Source organism: Brucella rhizosphaerae (genome assembly GCF_002252475.1).
GTDB classification, from domain to species: Bacteria; Pseudomonadota; Alphaproteobacteria; order Rhizobiales; family Rhizobiaceae; genus Brucella; species Brucella rhizosphaerae.
The window spans coordinates 139,561-157,427 of record NZ_NNRK01000026.1 but is presented as its reverse complement, the minus strand read 5'-3'; the positions used below and the strand labels follow the sequence as shown (position 1 = coordinate 157,427).

The window sequence follows — 17,867 nt, the reverse complement described above, 5'->3', positions numbered from 1 at the left end:
CTAAAATTCTCATTTATCGCACATCGCACCACCGGCTCAGCATACAGGCCGATGAATGTGAAGTTTTTGAGCACACAGAGACTGACATTTCAGCCCTGAGTGAAAGACGCATTTTGCAAGGAGAGAATGTTGGGCTCATATCTGCTCGCTAGTGGCGACATTCTGGTCGTCCTGGCAGGAATTCTCTCGGTCGCTTATCTCTCATGGAAGAAGGCAAAGTAGCCTTATCTCCAATATAGAATCGCACGGTTTTCCGCCTGGCCAATCCTATTGATCGAATTAAGCTCAATAATACAAAAACTCTGAATCAAAACAATGATTACAGCGAACGACTTCAATTGTTTATGGGAAAGTGAAAAGAACGCGAGGTGCGCCATTTTCATCAAGATTTCTGTTTGATTTCTTGAATGAAAATGGCGCGAGTGACGGGGCTCGAACCCGCGACCTCCGGCGTGACAGGCCGGCACTCTAACCAACTGAGCTACACCCGCGCATTTCATTTTCAGCCGCTTGGCTGGGTAGTCACCGGCGTTTCCGTTCGGTGTGAGCGGTCGTTTAAGGGGTTCTCTCACCAGTGTCAAGCGAGTGGTTTGAAGAAAAAAGAAGAATTTTGTTTTTATTCAAAAAGGCGCGCTTTTATGGGCTTCTAAGTTTGGTCAGTTTTATCCACAACAACACGTCCCTCCCCGGAAGGCATTCAAAATCCACATGAATTGGAATCGCGATTCACGTTGAAGATCATGACGCATACAATTTCCGGTGCTCCACCATGGGTATCTCTGCCCGTTATAATTGATCCAGCCTGTGGATTTTAGCCGGAGAAATAAAAAGAATGCGTTTTTGTAATTTTGCGCTTGCACTCTTCGAACGAATTGCCTAAACGGCTCTCACAGCGGCTGACAAGTCAGTCGGGCGATTAGCTCAGTTGGTAGAGCGCTTCGTTTACACCGAAGATGTCGGGAGTTCGAGTCTCTCATCGCCCACCATATTTTCCAAATACTTACAGTCACAGTTTAAAGTCCGGGCAGGTTTTCTCGAACCTGCATGGGCTATATTTGTCTCATATCTTTAAGACGGTTGGTAGCAGACTGAATTGCGCAGATCACATCACGCAAGCTCGATGCTTTTATCCAAGACAACAAAAAAGGCCGGGGCAAAAATGCACCGACCTTCCTGATCATCAATGTCTACCAGTGCCAGTACATCCGTGGTCAAAAGCGTCAATTGATGAAGGCTATTGCGAGCGACAGACGCGTTCCAGCGCTCATCAGCAATGCCTGTGCCGTGAGATATAGAATGACATTGTGTTCAAAGAAAGTTTATTCGCAAAAAACTCAGGCTCGGCGAGAAAACTTCAATCTTCGGCGCAACTCAAGACATGTAATGATCAGTGCGGCTCCGATTCCATAGGCCAATACATCAAGCCAGTCCGGCGTTGCACCAAGGATAATCCTGAGTGCCCGATTGCCAATTTCGACACCAGTTAATTTTGCCAGATATTGACCAAGCTCGACAGCAACGCCGACCAAAAACGCTGCAACGGCCAACAAAGCTCTGTTTCCATCAATCACGATGCGGAAGGCGGAATAGACAAAAATCACAGCAATAACATCGCCAAGAAAGCTTCTTATCCATCCAAGACCCGCGCCCGCCGTGGCTAAAAGCACTAACGCGACGAACAGACCCACGGTGGCAATGAGAGCCGATAGAGAAAAGTTGAACCGCACCAAAGGTCTCCCGCAAGTCAGCCCATAGACGGCTCTGAGCACAAATTGTTTAGCCTGAAACAATCGAATTAAAGTCCGCCACGCCTGCAAAACGGGCCGCACGCACCTTACCGATTTTGCTCTCATCAACAACAAGATGCTTCTGCAAAGCTCGCTGCATAGCCATTTGTTTGACTGGCACCTCATGAAAATGGGAACAGGTTACGCCGTGCTGATCATCCACCCCGCCTGCCGACAAGAAAGCCTTGTTGATATTGACACGTTTGAGCACTTCGATGCCCTCGTCGCTCGAAAATGAAGCCGCTTCAGGGTGATAAACACCACCCAGCACGATCAGCCGGACATCATCCCGACGAGATAAAATCTCGGCGACATTGAGGGAATAGCAGATCACAGTGATATGCTGATTGTGCGGGATCAACTGCGCCAGATGCGGTGTTGTCGTGCCACAATCAATGAACACCGTATCATGCGGCTCAATGAGCGCAGCAGCAGCTGCACATGCCAGCATCTTGCCATTGGCATGGCAGTCTTTTTCAAAATCAAAGACATAATCGCTGCCGTTTCCATTGTCCTGCACAGGAATAATGTAACCGCCCAAACAATTGAGCGGGCCTGTATCATTACCAATATCACGCCGGATCGTCATCTCTGACACGCCGAGCCTCATGGCCGCATCGCGGATACGCACGACCCCTGTTTCATCGACGAGGGCTGCGAGTTCGGCAATCCGTTCGTCTTTACGGCTGATTCTGCTCACTGATTCCCCATTTCGCTTGCTGCTCACCCTCGTTTAGCTTGCCGCATCAATTGGTGCAATTGAGCTAGCACATACTTGACAGGTCGAACAAAAATATGAAACGATCCAAACATAATGATCGAATTGTAACATTATAATTCGCATTATCGGGAGGTTCTGACAACAATAATTTATGGCACCCGGCAGCACATCATGCGGTCGGTGCCAAAGAGAGGATTTTGCAGTCCGTTTTACAACTACGCGCTGCAAAGGAGGAGACACTGGTGTCAGCAGCAGACTGCGAAGCACCAGCGTAAAGATCAGTAGTCACCAATCTCGCCTGCGTGAAAGCATTTGGGCGGGGGCTATTCGTTTCCAGGGAGGAAATACCGGTGAAGAAATTTATCGCGTCCATGGCTATCGCCATGTCTGTTGCCGTGCCACATGCTTTTGCTGAAGGCGTAGTCGATACATCCAAGATCAACAAAGATCTGATCACAACCGCAAACGACAAGAAATACACGATTGCGACGGTTGTTAAGGTTGACGGCATTGCCTGGTTCGACCGCATGCGTGACGGCGTCGAACAGTTCAAGGCAGATACCGGCAACGACGTATGGATGGTCGGACCGAGCCAGGCAGATGCTGCCGCTCAGGTGCAGATCGTCGAAAACCTGATCGCACAGGGCGTTGACGCCATTGCCATCGTTCCATTCTCGGTTGAAGCCGTGGAACCGGTTCTGAAAAAGGCACGCGAACGCGGCATCGTCGTCGTCAGCCACGAAGCTTCCAACATTCAGAATGTCGATTATGACATCGAAGCTTTCGACAATAAGGCTTATGGCGCGAACCTGATGAAGGAACTCGGCAAGTCGATGGGCGGCAAGGGCAAGTATGTTGCCACTGTGGGCAGCCTCACCTCGAAGTCGCAGATGGAATGGGTTGATGGTGCTGTTGAGTACCAGAAGGCTAACTTCCCTGATATGGCACAGGCAACCGAGCGCCTCGAAACCTATGACGATGCGAACACCGACTACAACAAGCTCAAGGAAGCAATGACCGCCTATCCGGACATTACCGGTATTCTTGGCGCTCCCATGCCAACCTCGGCTGGCGCTGGCCGTCTGATTGCTGAAGGTGGGTTGAAGGGCAAAGTGTTCTTTGCAGGAACCGGTCTCGTTTCAGTTGCCGGCGAATACATCAAGAATGACGACGTTCAGTACATTCAGTTCTGGGATCCGGCTGTTGCAGGCTATGCCATGAACATGCTTGCGGTCGCAGCACTTGAAAAGAAGAACGAGCAGATCAAGGCCGGTCTCAATCTGGGTCTGCCCGGCTATGAAAGCCTGATCGCACCTGATGCGTCCAAGCCAAACCTGCTCTACGGCGCAGGCTGGGTCGGCGTTACCAAGGAAAACATGGATCAGTACGATTTTTAATCGCTGCTGAACCGGAGAAAGAGGCCCCCGCCTCTTTCTCCCTCTCCATCTGCTTTTGCAGCCTTGTACGAGGCCCTCATGACTGAAAATCTTATCGAGTTGCGCCATATTGGCAAACGCTTCGGCGGCGTCAAAGCGCTGGACGACGTATCCCTTGCCATCAAGCCCGGCGAAATTCATTGCCTTGCGGGCGAAAACGGCTCTGGCAAATCCACTGTAATCAAAATCATGTCCGGTGTTTACACACCTGAAGACGGTGAAATCCTCATCGACGGCAAAACTGTCGGCAAACTGGATCCCGTCAAATCCGTACATCATGGCATTCAGGTTATTTATCAGGACTTCTCCCTGTTCGGGAATCTGACGGTCGCAGAAAACCTCGCGATCAATACGTTTCTCATGGAAGGTCGCAAGGCTGTTGACTGGAAGCGCGTGCGCGAACTTGCGCAGCAGGCGCTCGACCGTCTGGGCGTTCAGATGGATCTGGATGCCGATGTGGATAGCTTACCGACCTCTGGCAAACAGATCGTGGCAATCGCGCGCGCCGTTATGGCCGATGCGCGGCTTTTGATCATGGACGAACCAACAACCGCCCTCACCCGGAATGAAGTCGATGCGCTGTTCAAGATCGTGCGCGATATTCAGGCGCAAGGTATCGCTGTGCTGTTTGTCAGCCACAAGATGCGCGAAATGTTGGAAATCAGCGAGCGGCTGACAGTTTTCCGCAACGGCAAGAAGGTCGCAGAAGGTCCGATCAACGAATTTGACGAACCGTCAATCACCCGTGCGATGACCGGCCAGGAATTGACGGCGCATAGCTATCATTGGGCTCCGCGTGATGGAGCGACCAGCGCACCAAGCCTTGAAGTTGAAAATCTGACCGTTCCCGGTTCCGTAGAAAATGCCAGCCTCACGCTTCATGCTGGTGAGATTGTAGGGATTTCCGGCCTGATCGGTTCTGGCCGCACGGAGCTTGCGTTGGCTCTCTTCGGTATGAAGCCGGATTTCACCGGTACGGTACGGATTGACGGCAAGCCTGTTCATCCGAAAACCGTTCAGGAAGGCATCGCCTGCGGCGTTGCATATGTGCCGGAAGATCGTCTCACAGAGGGCCTATTCCTTACGCAGTCTATAGAGCGCAATATCATTGTGACCTCGATTGAGAAATTCGTGCGCGGCATGTTCATCAATCGCAAAAAGGCCGATGCGACGACCCGCGATATGTTTTCCGCAATGAATATTGTCGCCCCCGGACCATATACGCCGGTCAACCACCTTTCTGGTGGCAATGCGCAACGCGTTGTACTGGCCCGCTGGCTTCTGACGGGTGCCAAAATCCTGATCCTCAACGGACCGACGGTCGGTGTGGACGTGGGTTCAAAGGCCCAAATTCACAACATCATCCGCAAGCTCGCGCAGGATAAGGGTTTGGCCGTCCTGATGATTTCCGACGATGTGCCTGAACTGGTTCAGAACTGCAATCGTGTGCTGGTGATGCATCGCGGACGTTTCGTGGGTGAGTTGTCCGGTGAGAACATGACCGAAGATGCCGTCAATGACCGGCTCAAGACGCTGAATTGAGGAACCGGCACATGAAGTTCTTTCGCAGTACCGAATTCATCATTGCATGTGTGCTTCTCATCGCAATGATCACGATCGGCCTTATCAATCCCGCCTTCTGGTCGCTGGATAATATTTTCGGCCTCCTTCGCTCCAATGTCGTGATTGGCATCATGGCGCTCGGCGTTTTGCTGGTGATGATTTCCGGCGGTATCGACGTGTCCTTTACGGCTTTCGCCATTGCCGCCATGTATCTGACCGTCCGCGCCATGGTTTACCTTGGCTATGATGGTGTGTTTATTCCGTTTGTAGCGGCAACGCTCATCGGCTTGTTGCTCGGTGCATTCAACGGCTTCATCATTCATCGCTTCAGGATGATCCCGCTGATTGTGACGCTTGGCACCGGCTCCATCGTGCGCGGCCTCGTGTTGGGCCTTGTGGGCACCAGTATCGTCAACATCAACAAGATGCCGAAAGAGCTGATCGAGTTTGGCAAGACGGATGTAATCTCGCTTACGTCTGCCACCGGCACGACCTTCGGTCTCACGGCGATGTTCCTTGTCTATCTGGTACTCGCTTTATTGATCCACCTTATCCTCACGCACACCATGATCGGGCGCAGTGTTTATGCCTATGGCGGTTCGCCAGAAGCGGCAAAACGCGTTGGCTTCAATACGCGTCGCACGATCTTCTTTGTTTATTGCGTGGCAGGTGCACTGGCAGGTTTCGCGGGTCTGTTGCACTCATCAATGATCTGGCTTGCCAATCCGCGTGATTTTGTCGGGCTGGAGCTCGATGTGATCGCAGCTGTGGTTCTTGGCGGCGCATCCATCTTCGGTGGTCGTGGAACAGTGCTCGGAACACTCATGGGCGTCTTCATGCTCGTGATGGTCAAAAACTCGCTCATCATCATGAAAGTAGACACCACATGGCAACGCGTCGTGGTTGGCCTCATCATCATTGCGGCCACTGCCATCACGGCATGGCGTGATCGCAAAAGCATCGCCTGAAGGGAGAAAGCGACATGAAACAGTCTTTCGACATGCGCCGTATCTTTGGCGGAGACAATAATATCATCCAGCTTGTCGTCATTACCGTGCTTGTTTTCGCACTGATGACATGGATGAACCCGGACAAGTTCCTGCGTTATTATAATTTTGAATCCATCAGCTACATCATGCCTGAACTGGGTATCCTCTCCGTTGCCATGATGATTGCGATGTTGACAGGAGGCATTGATCTTTCAGTTGTCGGCATAGCCAATCTGGCGGGCATCGTCGCTGGCGTCTATTTCCACTCATCCATGGTGCAGGCAGCGCAAACGTCCGGCTCCGGCATGTTGTTCTACACCATCATTGGCATTCTGCTCGCCATGCTGGTCGGCCTGTTATCGGGACTTGTAAATGGTCTGCTGATTGCCAAGCTGCGTATCACGCCCATCCTTGCAACACTTGGTACGGGTCAGGTCTTGATGGGTCTGGCGCTGGTGCTCACCGGCGGCCCGGCAATCGTAGGTTTTCCTGATGCATGGAACTGGGTTGGCAACGGAAAGATCATGGGGATCGCCACACCTTTCCTGCTGTTCATTGTCGTCTGTATTTTCGTGGCAATCCTGCTGACTCGCACCACGCTCGGCATCAATCTTATGCTGATTGGCACCAATCCACGTGCGGCAGTCTTCGCCGGCATCCGCAAGGATCGCATGATCCTCTATTCCTATATGCTGACAGGCGTTCTTGCATCGCTTGCAGGGGTCATTTTGTCCGGGCGCACCAATGCAGCCAAATCTGACTACGGTGCATCCTATTTGTTGCAGGCGGTTTTGATCGCCGTGCTTGGCGGCACAAATCCGGCGGGCGGCAAAGGACGCGTGTTGGGTGTCGCCATCGCACTGATTGCCCTCATGCTTCTTTCTTCCGGTTTTCAGATGATGCGGTTCTCCAACCACCTGATCGATTTCATCTGGGGTGCCTTCCTCATCCTCGTCATCGCGATCAATGCTTCGCGCAATCAAGGCAGGTGATCCCAAATGCAGGATATTGAATTTCATCTTCGCCGTCAGGATTTTGCCGAACAGCCTCATATCCTCGCGAGCGCCGATGGTCTGAGCGTAACCGCGTTTCGCTATCCAAGCGGTATCGAAGCACTGCTGATCGAAAACGAACGGGGTAATATCATCGTGCTCCCATTCATGGGGCAGATGGTCTGGGGCGCAGAGTTCGACGGCATCGATCTCACCATGGGCAACAGCTTTTCCATGCCGCGCCCCTCTACCACCATTGTCGAGACCTATGGTTGCTTTGCTTTCCATAGCGGCATCTTGCGCAATGGTTGTCCGTCCCCGCAGGACAATCACCTTCTGCATGGTGAAATGGCCTGCGCGAAGATGGACAAGGCAGGGCTTTTATTCGGCAAAGACGAACATGGCACCTTTGTCGAAGTCACCGGCGAGTATGAATATGTCATGGGCTTTGGTGCACATTATCTCGCCCGGCCCAGTGTCCGCCTTCATGCGAAAGAAACGCTCTTCGATATCACCATGGATGTCGAGAACCTCTCATCGGCGCCGATGGAGCTGATGTATATGTGTCATGTCAACTTCGCCTATGATGAAGGTGCGCGCATCGTGCAGCCAGTTGCCTTCACGCCGGATCATGTACAGGTGCGAACAGCCGTTCCCGGGCACGTAACGCCCAATGACGATTACCTCTCATTGATCAATGAACTGGCCGCTGATCCTTCTGCGATGGAGGTGCTGGCTGAGCCAGAACGCTACGACCCTGAGCAGGTTTTCTACATTCGCAGCTTGCCAACCGACGCTGAGGGCCAGACGCATCAGATGATGCAGCTACCGGATGGGGATGGGTTTGCAATCTCGTACCCCGTCGCAGCGTTCCCGAAAACCGTGCGCTGGATTCTGGTCAACGGGGATGCACAGGTCGCAGCTTTTGCCCTGCCGTCTACCTGCGAGCCGGAAGGCTATCTCGCAGAAAAAGCAAAAAACAATGTGCGGACACTGGCATCGGGCGAGCGCGCCATCTTCCCCGTGCGCCTTGGCTATCTCGATCAGCCTGCCGCCGAACAGTTTGAAGCCAAGATCAAGGCACTCTGAATTTTCAAAGGAAATTCCTCATGACCAGAAAGATCGGAGTGGTCGGCTCCAACATGGTGGATCTTATCACCTATGTGAACCGTATGCCCGGCCCCGGCGAAACGCTTGAAGCGCCAACTTTCGAAATTGGTTGCGGCGGCAAGGGTGCAAATCAGGCTGTGGCTGCTGCGCGTCTCGGTGCCGATGTAATGATGGTGACGCGCGTCGGCGATGATGTTTTTGCCGATAATACGATCCGCAACTTGAATAGTTTCGGCGTCGATACGCGACACGTATTGAAAGTACCGGGCAAGTCGAGCGGCGTAGCACCTATCTTCGTCGAGCCTTCGGGTGAGAACTCTATCCTTATCGTTAAAGGTGCCAATGCCGATCTTTTGCCTGCTGAAGTCGATAAGGCCGCGGATGACTTGAAGGAATGCGGCCTCATCCTGATGCAGATGGAAGTGCCGGTTGAGACGGTTTATCACACCATTGCTTTCGCTGCGGAAAATGGCATCGAAACTATTCTGAACCCGGCACCTGCTGCGGCTGATCTTGATCCTGAACGTATCCGACAAGTGACGTTTCTCGTTCCCAATGAGAGCGAACTCGCGCTTTTATCCGGGCTTCCGACAAGCTCCGATGATGAGATCGTCGTCGCTGCGCGTTCGCTAATCGCGCGTGGCATCCGTACTGTCATTGTAACGCTTGGCGGACGTGGCGCACGCATGATTACCGCCAGCGAAATCGTCAATATTCCACCGGTTAAAGTCACGCCGAAAGACACAACAGGTGCAGGCGATGCTTTTATCGGCTCGTTTGCCCGCTTCTACGCTGAGACCGGCAATGTTGAGGCCGCACTCCGAAAAGCCGCTCTCTATGCGGCTCATTCCATCACCCGACCCGGCACTCAAAAGGCGTATGCCAGTGTCGAGGAATTTGAAACGTTCTGCCGCGAGCACACGCCTTTGACCCAACGCGCCTAAGTGCTCTTGAACGTCAACAAACCTTACAGACGGACAATAAAATGACCGAAACCCTTCCCCGCAATAATGGCACACCGCTCAAGCCTGAATGGTTTGAAGATGTTGTCGTGAACCGAAGTGCCTCTGAGCGTCGCGCGGCAACGTTGCCTGCACGTCGTTCGATCAAGAAAGAGTATCAGGCAGCGTGGCTCATTCGCGCAATTCAGTGCATCGACCTCACCACACTTGCGGGTGACGATACCGCTGGACGTGTTCGCAGGCTCTGCGCCAAGGCACGCCGCCCGGTGCGTGAAGATATTCTTGAAGCTCTCGGTCTTGCTGATGCAAATATTACCACGGGGGCCGTCTGCGTTTATCCGACCATGGTATCGCATGCCGTCAAGGCGCTCGAAGGTTCCGGCATTCCTGTTGCCTCCGTTGCAACTGGTTTTCCGGCAGGGCTCACACCATTGCCTCTACGACTTGCTGAAATCACCTATGCGGTCGAGCAGGGTGCAGATGAAATCGACATCGTCATCACCCGCGAGCATGTGCTGACACAGAACTGGTCAGCACTTTATGACGAGATTGCCGCGATGCGCGAAGCCTGTGGTGAAGCGCATATGAAGGCCATTCTTGCGACCGGCGATCTTAACACGCTCACCAATGTCTATCGCGCTTCGATGGTTGCGATGCAGGCGGGTTCCGACTTCATCAAAACCTCGACCGGCAAGGAAGATGTCAACGCTACCCTGCCCGTCAGCCTGACCATGGTGCGGGCGCTGCGTGATTATGGCGAACATTCTGGCCAGATCGTCGGCTTCAAGCCCGCCGGTGGTCTTAAGACTGCCAAGGATGCACTGGCTTGGCTCACTTTGATGAAGGAAGAACTCGGTAATCGCTGGCTGGAACCTGACCTGTTCCGCCTCGGCGCATCATCGATGCTTGGTGATATCGAACGGCAATTAGAGCACTTCGTGACCGGACGCTATTCGAGCGCCAATCGTCACGCCGCTGCGTAAGGAAAATTTGAAATGCGACCCATCAAGGACATCCTGAAGACCATGGAATATGGACCTTCCCCAGAAGCAAACGGCGATGTGAAGCAGTGGCTGGAACAACATGGCCGGTCTTTCGGCCATTATATCAACGGTACTTTCGTCAAACCAGAAGGTCGCAAGACCATTGTGGTGGCCAACCCAGCCAATGGCGACAAACTGGCAGAAATCACGCTCGGCACAGAAGAAGATGTAGATCAGGCTGTTAAGGCTGCACGCGCAGCTTTTGGCAAATGGTCAAAGCTTTCTGGTCATGAACGCGCAAAGTATCTTTATGCTATCGCTCGCCATATCCAGAAACGCGAGCGCTTTCTCTCCGTTCTGGAAACCATGGATAATGGCAAACCACTGCGTGAAACGCGCGATATCGACATTCCATTGGCAGTTCGTCATTTCTATCATCATGCCGGTTGGGCGGAGATGGTGGAGGACGAATTTAAAGGCTTCTCGCCAGTTGGTGTTTGCGGTCAGGTGATCCCGTGGAACTTCCCGTTACTGATGCTCGCATGGAAGATCGCGCCAGCTTTGGCTGCGGGTAATACCGTTGTGTTGAAGCCTGCCGATCTCACTCCATTGACGGCAATCGCCTTTGCCGAAATTTGTCACGATGTAGGCCTGCCTGCCGGTGTGGTTAATATCGTGCAGGGAGATGGCACAACAGGTGCGAGCGTCTGCGGTCATGAGGGCGTGGACAAAGTCGCATTCACCGGATCAACGCAGGTAGGGCGCATCATCCGCGAGCAGATTGCCGGTTCGGGCAAGAAACTCTCATTGGAGCTGGGTGGCAAATCGCCTTTTATCGTCTTTGAAGACGCCGATCTTGATGCCGCTGTTGAAGGCGTAGTCGATGCCATCTGGTTTAATCAGGGTGAAGTCTGCTGTGCGGGCTCGCGCCTTCTGGTGCAGGAAGGCATTGCAGATCGCTTTTATGCCAAGCTGAAAAGGCGTCTGGAAAGCTTACGCGTCGGCGACCCACTCGATAAATCAACCGATGTCGGTGCCATCGTTTCTCCCGGTCAGGTAAAGCGTATTTCCGCTCTGATCCAGAAAGGCATCGAAGAAGGTGGTGCGCTCTGGCAGACGCCGAACCCACTGCCAGCCAAGGGCAACTACATCGCGCCCGGTTTCTTCACAGATGTCGATCAGGCAGCCACAGTCTGTCAGGTTGAGATTTTTGGACCAATTGCGGCTGCGACGACCTTCCGCACACCGGACGAGGCAGTCTCGCTTGCCAATAATACGCGTTACGGGCTTGCGGCATCCATCTGGTCGGAAAACATCAATGTGGCGCTCGACCTCGCAGCCCGTGTGAAAGCCGGTGTTGTCTGGATCAATTGCACCAACATGCTTGATGCTGGTGCGGGCTTTGGCGGCTATCGCGAAAGCGGCTATGGTCGTGAAGGTGCGCGTGAAGGCCTTTACGAATATCTCGCAGCCGATTGGGAAAAAGCGCTGGTCGCTCCCAGGGCTGTCGAGAACTTCGTTCCTTCAGCTTCACCATCAGGCAGTGAAAAAATCATCGTCGACGGCATCGACCGCACAATGAAGAACTATATCGGCGGCAAGCAAGCCCGGCCGGACGGCGGTTACAGCTATTCGATCACAGGCAAAGGCGGTGCGGTCATAGGTCAGGCCGGTATTGGCAGTCGCAAGGACATCCGCAATGCGGTCGAAGCTGCGGCAAAAGCATCAGGCTGGGGCAGTGCAACGGCACATAACCGGGCGCAAGTGCTCTATTATCTCGGCGAAAACCTCGATGCCCGCCGCGACGATTTCGTGGCTCGCCTCGTGGAAAGCACAAGTGTCAGCGAGAAGAAAGCCGCCGATGAAGTTGAAGCATCGCTGCGTCGGATTTTCTATAACGCTGCGCAGGCCGACAAGTTCGACGGTGCAGTGCATTCAACCAGGTCGCGTCACGTGACGCTCGCGATGAACGAACCATGGGGTGTGATGGGCATTGTATGCCCGGATGAAGCGCCGCTTCTGTCGCTCGTCTCTCTCGTCTTGCCTGCCATCGCTATGGGTAACCGCACCGTTGTCGTGCCTTCAAGTCGCCATCCGTTGATTGCCGGTGACTTCTATCAGGTTCTCGACACATCCGATGTGCCGGGAGGCGTTATCAACATCGTCACTGGCGAACGCGATGTTCTGGCCAAGACGCTTGCCGAGCATGATGAAGTGGCGGCCCTTTGGTATTTCGGTTCGAAGGAAGGCAGCGCCATGGTCGAGAAGGCATCTGCTGGCAATCTCAAGGCCACATGGGTCAACAATGGTCGATTGCCAAACTGGAGCAACGCCAGCGAAGCACAAGGCCGCGATTATCTGCGCCGAGCCATTCAGGTGAAAAATATCTGGGTGCCATACGGCGCATAAGAAAAAGGCCCGGTCATAGCGACCGGGCCTTTTAACTTGTCTCAATAACGTCACCGGCTTTAAAGCCGGATCACATATTCCTTGCGCGTGGTCTCGATCACTTCCCAAGTGCCCCTGAAGCCGGGGCGAATGACAAAGCTATCGCCTGCTTTAAGCGTGCGCGCTTCGCCATCCTCTTCGGTCAAGACCGAATGACCAGCGAGAATATGAAAAAACTCCCATTCGTCATATTCAACACGCCACTTGCCCGGCGAACTTTCCCATATGCCTGCAAAGAGCTTGCCGTCGGCAGTCTCTTCAAGGTTCCATGTGCGGGACCGCGGATTACCGGACAGGACACGCTCTGGTAAAGGTGCCCCCTCCTCCGGTTCAACATCAGTCAGTTCGAAATCAACAAGCAGGCTCATAACATCAGACCTTAGCAAGTGCCTGTTCAATATCTGCGATGATGTCATCCGCATCTTCGATGCCGATCGAAAGGCGAACCACTTCCGGCCCAGCACCGGCGGCAGTTTTCTGTTCATCGGTCAATTGACGATGGGTCGTTGATGCCGGGTGAATTACCAGCGAGCGCGTATCGCCAATGTTTGCGAGCAGCGAAAACAGATCAAGGCTATCAACGAACTTGACGCCCGCATCATAGCCGCCCTTCAGGCCAAAGGTGAAAACAGAGCCTGCACCCTTTGGCGAATATTTCTTCTGCAGCGCATTGAACTTGTCGCTCGGAAGACCGGCATAGCTTACCCATGACACCTTGTCGTGGCTGCTCAGCCAGGTCGCCACCTTGAGTGCATTGTCACTGTGGCGCTGCATACGCAGCGGAAGCGTTTCGACACCCGTCAGAATCTGGAATGCATTGAACGGCGAGATTGCGGGGCCAAAGTCGCGCAGACCCAACACACGAGCAGCAATTGCAAAAGAGATATTGCCGAACGTCTTGTGAATTTCGAGGCCAGCGTAATCAGGACGTGGTTCCGTCAGCAGCGGATAGTTGCCCGACTTTGCCCAGTCGAATGTTCCTGCATCGACCAGAATGCCACCCATCGAATTGCCATGTCCGCCAATGAACTTTGTCAGCGAATGCACAACGATGTCCGCGCCGTGTTCAATCGGACGGATCAGATAAGGTGATGCCAGCGTGTTATCGACAATCAGCGGCAAGCCGTGCTTGTGGGCAACTTCAGCAATGGCTGCGATATCTGTAACAATGCCACCAGGATTTGCGAAGCTTTCAATGAAGATTGCGCGTGTGCGCTCATCGATATGCTTCTCGAAATCTGATGGATCAGTCGCTTCTGCCCAGCGCACCTGCCAGCCAAAAGATTTGAAAGCCTGACCAAACTGGTTCATCGAGCCGCCATAAAGCTTGTTAGCGGCAATGAAATTATCACCCGGCTGTAGCAGGCAATGGAAGATCAGCAATTGTGCTGCATGCCCTGATGCCGTCGCAACTGCTGCGGTCCCGCCTTCAAGCGCAGCAATGCGTTCTTCCAGAACAGCAGTGGTCGGGTTGGTGATGCGCGTATAGATATTGCCGAAAGCCTGCAGGCCAAATAGCGAGGCGGCGTGATCAGCATCTTCAAACACGAAGGACGTTGTCTGATAGATCGGCGTCGCACGTGCACCCGTCGTCGGATCGGGCTTTGCGCCCGCATGGATTGCTAGTGTTTCGATGCCGGGTGAGCGCTTGGACATAAGTTCCTCCTGATAGTCTATGCCAATTAGTATGAGCGGACGTTAGGCTGTGCCACAAAGAAAGCAAAGGAGGATTTTGCGCCAAGCGACACAATTACAGAAATTAATTCCGTGGCTTAAGGTCAGCGCATCAAGCGTGGATACTCGATAGCCGGACAGCGATCCATCACCACCTTCAGACCCTCCTCTTCAGCCTTTTTGGCAGCCTCTTCATGGACGACATCAAGCTGCGTCCATAGAACGGCTGGTCGCTGTTTAAGGGCGAGAATTTCGTCCACAATCCCCGGAAGCGAGTAAGACGCGCGAAACACATCGACCATATCAATCTGCTCATCAATATCGCCGAGTGTAGCCACGACTTGTTGTCCGTGGATGATCTTTCCCACCTGCCCCGGATTAACGGGAATCACGTGATAGCCCCAATCCAATAGAAACTTCATGACGCCATTGCTGGGGCGCTCAGGCTTGGGCGACGCTCCAAGCAGCGCAATCGTTTTGACGGACTGAAGAATCTCGCGAATCTGATTGTCTGAAGACGCTTGCATTTCATTCCTCCGCTGCAAATTCGGGTTTTATTTTTTGCATATCGCAACACATGCTTGCAAGATTGACCATCCTCCCCCTATTCCTTGTTATGAGGGAGAGAACATGAATATCAGCGCTGCACACCATACGGCCTTGAGCCCAGTTATGAATATTGACGATTTACGCCTTTTCATGAAGCGCGAATTTCCGCAGCTTGATGACAGTTTCGAGATCGTCTCTATCGACGATGGAAAAGCGACGATGCATCTTCACGCCGACAGCCGGCATTTACGGCCCGGTGGTACTGTTTCAGGCCCTTCCCTTTTCGGACTTGCAGATGTCGCAGCTTATGCAGCTATTCTTGGTCATATTGGGCCCGTCGCGCTCGCCGTGACCACAAATCTCAATATCAACTTCCTGCGCAAAGCCACTCCGGGGACCGTGAAAGCGGAAGCAAAGATTCTCAAGCTCGGAAAGCGTTTGGCTGTCCTGGAAATAAGTCTTTTCAGCGATGAGACAAATGAGCTAATCGCTCATGCAACAGCCACTTATTCCATTCCACCGCGATAAAAAGATATGGTATTATAATACCAATACCATAAGTCGTTGTTTTTATTGTATTTTTAAAAGATTGATATAAAAACAGCGCTTGACGATCTTCCAGAGTTTGTGTATCGACCCGCCCAGTGCGTATGAAAGTTCGCTTTCTAACGTCCTTAGGGTTGGCCGCCTGTATCATTGGCGTGACCAACACAAGCAACAAGAAAAGCCTGGATCGCAAGATCTGGGATTAAGTCAAGGAAGACTTCAATGGCAACTTTTTCTCAGAAGCCAGCCGAAGTGGTGAAGAAGTGGATTCTGATCGACGCAGAAGGTCTCGTCGTCGGTCGTCTCGCATCCCTCGTCGCCAATCGCCTGCGCGGTAAGCACAAAGCAACCTTCACCCCGCACGTTGACGATGGCGACAATGTCATCATCATCAATGCCGACAAGGTTGTTCTGACCGGCAAGAAATACACCGACAAGGTTTACTACTGGCACACTGGCCATCCAGGCGGAATCAAGGAGCGTACTGCGCGCCAGATTCTTGAAGGCCGTTTCCCAGAACGCGTTGTTGAGAAGGCCATTGAGCGCATGATCCCGCGCGGCCCACTCGGCCGTCGCCAGATGAAGAACCTGCGCGTTTATGCAGGTGCAGATCATCAGCATGAAGCTCAGCAGCCCGAAGTCCTAGACGTCGCAGCGCTGAACCGCAAGAACAAAGGGAATGCATAATCATGGCTGAGCAGCTCAACTCGCTCGAAGAACTCGGCAGCGTAGTCGCCGAACAGGCCGCTCCGGTTCATGTCCAGAAGATCGACGCTCAGGGCCGCGCTTATGCGACTGGCAAGCGTAAAGACGCGATTGCTCGCGTTTGGGTCAAGCCAGGCTCCGGCAAGATCACGGTCAATGGTAAAGAATTCGCCGCGTATTTCGCACGTCCGGTTCTGCAGATGATCCTGCAGCAGCCAATCGTTGCATCGAACCGCGCTGGTCAGTTCGATGTCATCGCAACCGTTGTTGGTGGCGGTCTTTCCGGTCAGGCCGGTGCCGTTCGTCACGGTATCTCCAAGGCACTCACCTACTACGAACCAGGCCTTCGCACGGTTCTTAAGAAGGGTGGCTTCCTTACTCGCGATAGCCGCGTTGTTGAACGTAAGAAGTACGGTAAGGCTAAGGCTCGCCGTTCGTTCCAGTTCTCGAAGCGCTAATATTTATCGCTTCAGAATTACAGAAAAGCGGGCCTTCGGGTCCGCTTTTTTGCGTTGTCATTCTGGAATAGCCACACTGCTTCAGCCAGCCCAGGCTCGAATGGCTTTCCGGTTGATCTCCAATTGCTTCTCAACAGGCTGTTTGTAATAGTCCGGTGCCATGCCAGAAACCCAGTCACCGTAACTCGGGTTTGGAAGCATGAAGAATCTCGTACCAAAAGCCTCTCGGTTGGCTGCAACAAATGCGCGCCGCTGCTGGTTGGTCTTATGATAAGTAGCACCCCCGAAATCATTCAGATTATCGCCAATATAGATCACGACATCAAAGCCTGCTGCTTTGACTTTATCGAAACGCGGCTGCTTGTTGGATTGTCCACTATTGAGCAACAGCGTCTTCGCAGAGACACCGGGAAAGCCGAGCTTCCTGATATTGGCTGCTGTATGCTCAAATGATTTGGCATCGCGGTTCGTAACGTAGAACATTGTGCCTCCATGCGAATTCACGTAGCGCGCGAACTCGACAGCGCCCGGGATGGGTCGCGCCTGTTCGGCAGCCATCCAACGCCCCCATGTTTTCTCTGCGTAAGGCATATTGTGCTGAACGCGCCATCCGGCATAAGCCGAATTGTCGATCATCGTCTCATCGAGATCGACAATCACCGCCTTCCTGTATCCCTTGCGAACCTTCGCCGTATCGAACGCTTTGCGTGCACCGTTGAACGTTTGATAGGCGAGCGCATCATATTCACCGGATTGCTGCATCCAGTTGAGTGCGCTCACATTCTGCTGCTCCAATTGATATCGGGCCGCATGTTGGTCAGTCACACAGCCAGACAATGCCGCAGAACAAGCAAGTACGATTGAAATTGGAAATATTGCTTTCTTCATAAAATCCCTCTCCGAAAGAGAGGTATTTGCCAATACGGCCTGTATTCTTACAATCG

General features: G+C 53.0%; 17 protein-coding genes and 2 tRNA genes. 12 read left to right on the top strand and 7 right to left on the bottom strand.

From position 1 onward, the window contains the following. Nucleotides 1–414 precede the first annotated feature (414 nt). Nucleotides 415–491 (bottom strand) — tRNA-Asp (locus CEV32_RS10055). A 419-nt stretch (nt 492–910) separates the two neighbouring features. Here CEV32_RS10055 and CEV32_RS10050 point away from each other — a divergent pair. Continuing rightward, nucleotides 911–986, top strand: a tRNA-Val gene (locus tag CEV32_RS10050). A gap of 348 nt (nt 987–1,334) precedes the next feature. On the opposite strand, the gene CEV32_RS10045 is transcribed toward CEV32_RS10050, so the two are convergent. Both CEV32_RS10045 and CEV32_RS10040 read right to left on the bottom strand, forming a co-directional pair. After that, nucleotides 1,335–1,790: a ribosomal maturation YjgA family protein gene (locus CEV32_RS10045; protein WP_235818787.1), complete on the bottom strand. Its 456-nt coding sequence runs from the start codon at nt 1,788–1,790 to the stop codon at nt 1,335–1,337. Continuing rightward, nucleotides 1,777–2,487 (bottom strand): DeoR/GlpR family DNA-binding transcription regulator, encoded by a 711-nt coding sequence (locus CEV32_RS10040; protein ID WP_094576817.1) that lies wholly within the window; start codon nt 2,485–2,487, stop codon nt 1,777–1,779. The genes CEV32_RS10045 and CEV32_RS10040 overlap by 14 nt, the downstream gene beginning before the upstream one ends. Before the next feature lie 371 nt (nt 2,488–2,858). Between CEV32_RS10040 and CEV32_RS10035 the strand changes: the two genes are divergently transcribed. The 8 genes from CEV32_RS10035 (at nt 2,859) to CEV32_RS10000 (ending at nt 12,952) form a co-directional block, all read left to right on the top strand. Further along, nucleotides 2,859–3,905, top strand: coding sequence for an autoinducer 2 ABC transporter substrate-binding protein (locus CEV32_RS10035; protein ID WP_167382784.1), 1,047 nt, complete (start codon nt 2,859–2,861; stop codon nt 3,903–3,905). A gap of 78 nt (nt 3,906–3,983) precedes the next feature. Further along, the gene (locus tag CEV32_RS10030; RefSeq protein WP_094576812.1) at nt 3,984–5,486 is read left to right on the top strand and encodes a sugar ABC transporter ATP-binding protein; all 1,503 of its coding nucleotides are present in this window, start codon (nt 3,984–3,986) and stop codon (nt 5,484–5,486) included. Nucleotides 5,487–5,497: 11 nt separating this feature from the next. Next, nucleotides 5,498–6,475: an ABC transporter permease gene (locus CEV32_RS10025; RefSeq protein ID WP_094576809.1), complete on the top strand. Its 978-nt coding sequence runs from the start codon at nt 5,498–5,500 to the stop codon at nt 6,473–6,475. 14 nt (nt 6,476–6,489) lie between these two features. Next, entirely contained in the window at nt 6,490–7,488 is a 999-nt protein-coding gene (locus tag CEV32_RS10020; RefSeq protein ID WP_094576806.1) for an ABC transporter permease, read from the top strand. A 6-nt stretch (nt 7,489–7,494) separates the two neighbouring features. Further along, nucleotides 7,495–8,577, top strand: coding sequence for an aldose 1-epimerase family protein (locus CEV32_RS10015; protein WP_094576803.1), 1,083 nt, complete (start codon nt 7,495–7,497; stop codon nt 8,575–8,577). Nucleotides 8,578–8,597: 20 nt separating this feature from the next. Continuing rightward, nucleotides 8,598–9,542, top strand: a complete 945-nt coding sequence (rbsK, locus tag CEV32_RS10010) for a ribokinase (RefSeq protein WP_094576800.1) — start codon at nt 8,598–8,600, stop codon at nt 9,540–9,542. A 41-nt stretch (nt 9,543–9,583) separates the two neighbouring features. Next, entirely contained in the window at nt 9,584–10,543 is a 960-nt protein-coding gene (gene deoC, locus CEV32_RS10005; protein ID WP_094576798.1) for a deoxyribose-phosphate aldolase, read from the top strand. Nucleotides 10,544–10,555: 12 nt separating this feature from the next. Then, a complete protein-coding gene (locus tag CEV32_RS10000; protein WP_167382783.1) occupies nt 10,556–12,952 on the top strand; it encodes an aldehyde dehydrogenase family protein in 2,397 nt (798 codons plus the stop codon). A gap of 59 nt (nt 12,953–13,011) precedes the next feature. Here CEV32_RS10000 and CEV32_RS09995 read toward each other — a convergent pair whose 3' ends face one another. The 3 genes from CEV32_RS09995 to CEV32_RS09985 form a co-directional block, all read right to left on the bottom strand. Continuing rightward, nucleotides 13,012–13,359, bottom strand: coding sequence for a cupin domain-containing protein (locus CEV32_RS09995; RefSeq protein WP_094576794.1), 348 nt, complete (start codon nt 13,357–13,359; stop codon nt 13,012–13,014). 4 nt (nt 13,360–13,363) lie between these two features. Then, nucleotides 13,364–14,647 (bottom strand): O-acetylhomoserine aminocarboxypropyltransferase, encoded by a 1,284-nt coding sequence (locus CEV32_RS09990; RefSeq protein ID WP_094576790.1) that lies wholly within the window; start codon nt 14,645–14,647, stop codon nt 13,364–13,366. Between the two features lie 122 nt (nt 14,648–14,769). Beyond that, the gene (locus CEV32_RS09985; RefSeq protein WP_094576787.1) at nt 14,770–15,192 is read right to left on the bottom strand and encodes a CoA-binding protein; all 423 of its coding nucleotides are present in this window, start codon (nt 15,190–15,192) and stop codon (nt 14,770–14,772) included. A 103-nt stretch (nt 15,193–15,295) separates the two neighbouring features. On the opposite strand from CEV32_RS09985, the gene CEV32_RS09980 reads away from it, so the two are divergent. The 3 genes from CEV32_RS09980 to rpsI all read left to right on the top strand — a co-directional run bounded on the left by CEV32_RS09980 (nt 15,296) and on the right by rpsI (nt 16,923). Further along, nucleotides 15,296–15,742, top strand: coding sequence for a PaaI family thioesterase (locus tag CEV32_RS09980; RefSeq protein WP_094576783.1), 447 nt, complete (start codon nt 15,296–15,298; stop codon nt 15,740–15,742). 240 nt (nt 15,743–15,982) lie between these two features. Continuing rightward, complete coding sequence (gene rplM, locus CEV32_RS09975) at nt 15,983–16,447, top strand: 50S ribosomal protein L13 (RefSeq protein ID WP_094576776.1); 465 nt, start codon at nt 15,983–15,985, stop codon at nt 16,445–16,447. 2 nt (nt 16,448–16,449) lie between these two features. Beyond that, nucleotides 16,450–16,923, top strand: coding sequence for a 30S ribosomal protein S9 (gene rpsI, locus CEV32_RS09970; protein WP_094576773.1), 474 nt, complete (start codon nt 16,450–16,452; stop codon nt 16,921–16,923). Nucleotides 16,924–17,004: 81 nt separating this feature from the next. On the opposite strand, the gene CEV32_RS09965 is transcribed toward rpsI, so the two are convergent. Next, entirely contained in the window at nt 17,005–17,811 is an 807-nt protein-coding gene (locus tag CEV32_RS09965) for a 5'-nucleotidase, lipoprotein e(P4) family (protein WP_094576770.1), read from the bottom strand. Nucleotides 17,812–17,867 lie beyond the last annotated feature (56 nt).

Coding starts and splice junctions, on each gene's coding strand:
- rplM (WP_094576776.1), top strand. CDS start 15,983: ATGGCAACTTTTTCTCAGAAGCCAGCCGAAGTGGTGAAGAAGTGGATT.
- CEV32_RS09980 (WP_094576783.1), top strand. CDS start 15,296: ATGAATATCAGCGCTGCACACCATACGGCCTTGAGCCCAGTTATGAAT.
- CEV32_RS09995 (WP_094576794.1), bottom strand. CDS start 13,359: ATGAGCCTGCTTGTTGATTTCGAACTGACTGATGTTGAACCGGAGGAG.
- CEV32_RS09990 (WP_094576790.1), bottom strand. CDS start 14,647: ATGTCCAAGCGCTCACCCGGCATCGAAACACTAGCAATCCATGCGGGC.
- CEV32_RS10000 (WP_167382783.1), top strand. CDS start 10,556: ATGCGACCCATCAAGGACATCCTGAAGACCATGGAATATGGACCTTCC.
- CEV32_RS10020 (WP_094576806.1), top strand. CDS start 6,490: ATGAAACAGTCTTTCGACATGCGCCGTATCTTTGGCGGAGACAATAAT.
- deoC (WP_094576798.1), top strand. CDS start 9,584: ATGACCGAAACCCTTCCCCGCAATAATGGCACACCGCTCAAGCCTGAA.
- CEV32_RS09985 (WP_094576787.1), bottom strand. CDS start 15,192: ATGCAAGCGTCTTCAGACAATCAGATTCGCGAGATTCTTCAGTCCGTC.
- CEV32_RS09965 (WP_094576770.1), bottom strand. CDS start 17,811: ATGAAGAAAGCAATATTTCCAATTTCAATCGTACTTGCTTGTTCTGCG.
- rbsK (WP_094576800.1), top strand. CDS start 8,598: ATGACCAGAAAGATCGGAGTGGTCGGCTCCAACATGGTGGATCTTATC.
- CEV32_RS10030 (WP_094576812.1), top strand. CDS start 3,984: ATGACTGAAAATCTTATCGAGTTGCGCCATATTGGCAAACGCTTCGGC.
- rpsI (WP_094576773.1), top strand. CDS start 16,450: ATGGCTGAGCAGCTCAACTCGCTCGAAGAACTCGGCAGCGTAGTCGCC.
- CEV32_RS10025 (WP_094576809.1), top strand. CDS start 5,498: ATGAAGTTCTTTCGCAGTACCGAATTCATCATTGCATGTGTGCTTCTC.
- CEV32_RS10015 (WP_094576803.1), top strand. CDS start 7,495: ATGCAGGATATTGAATTTCATCTTCGCCGTCAGGATTTTGCCGAACAG.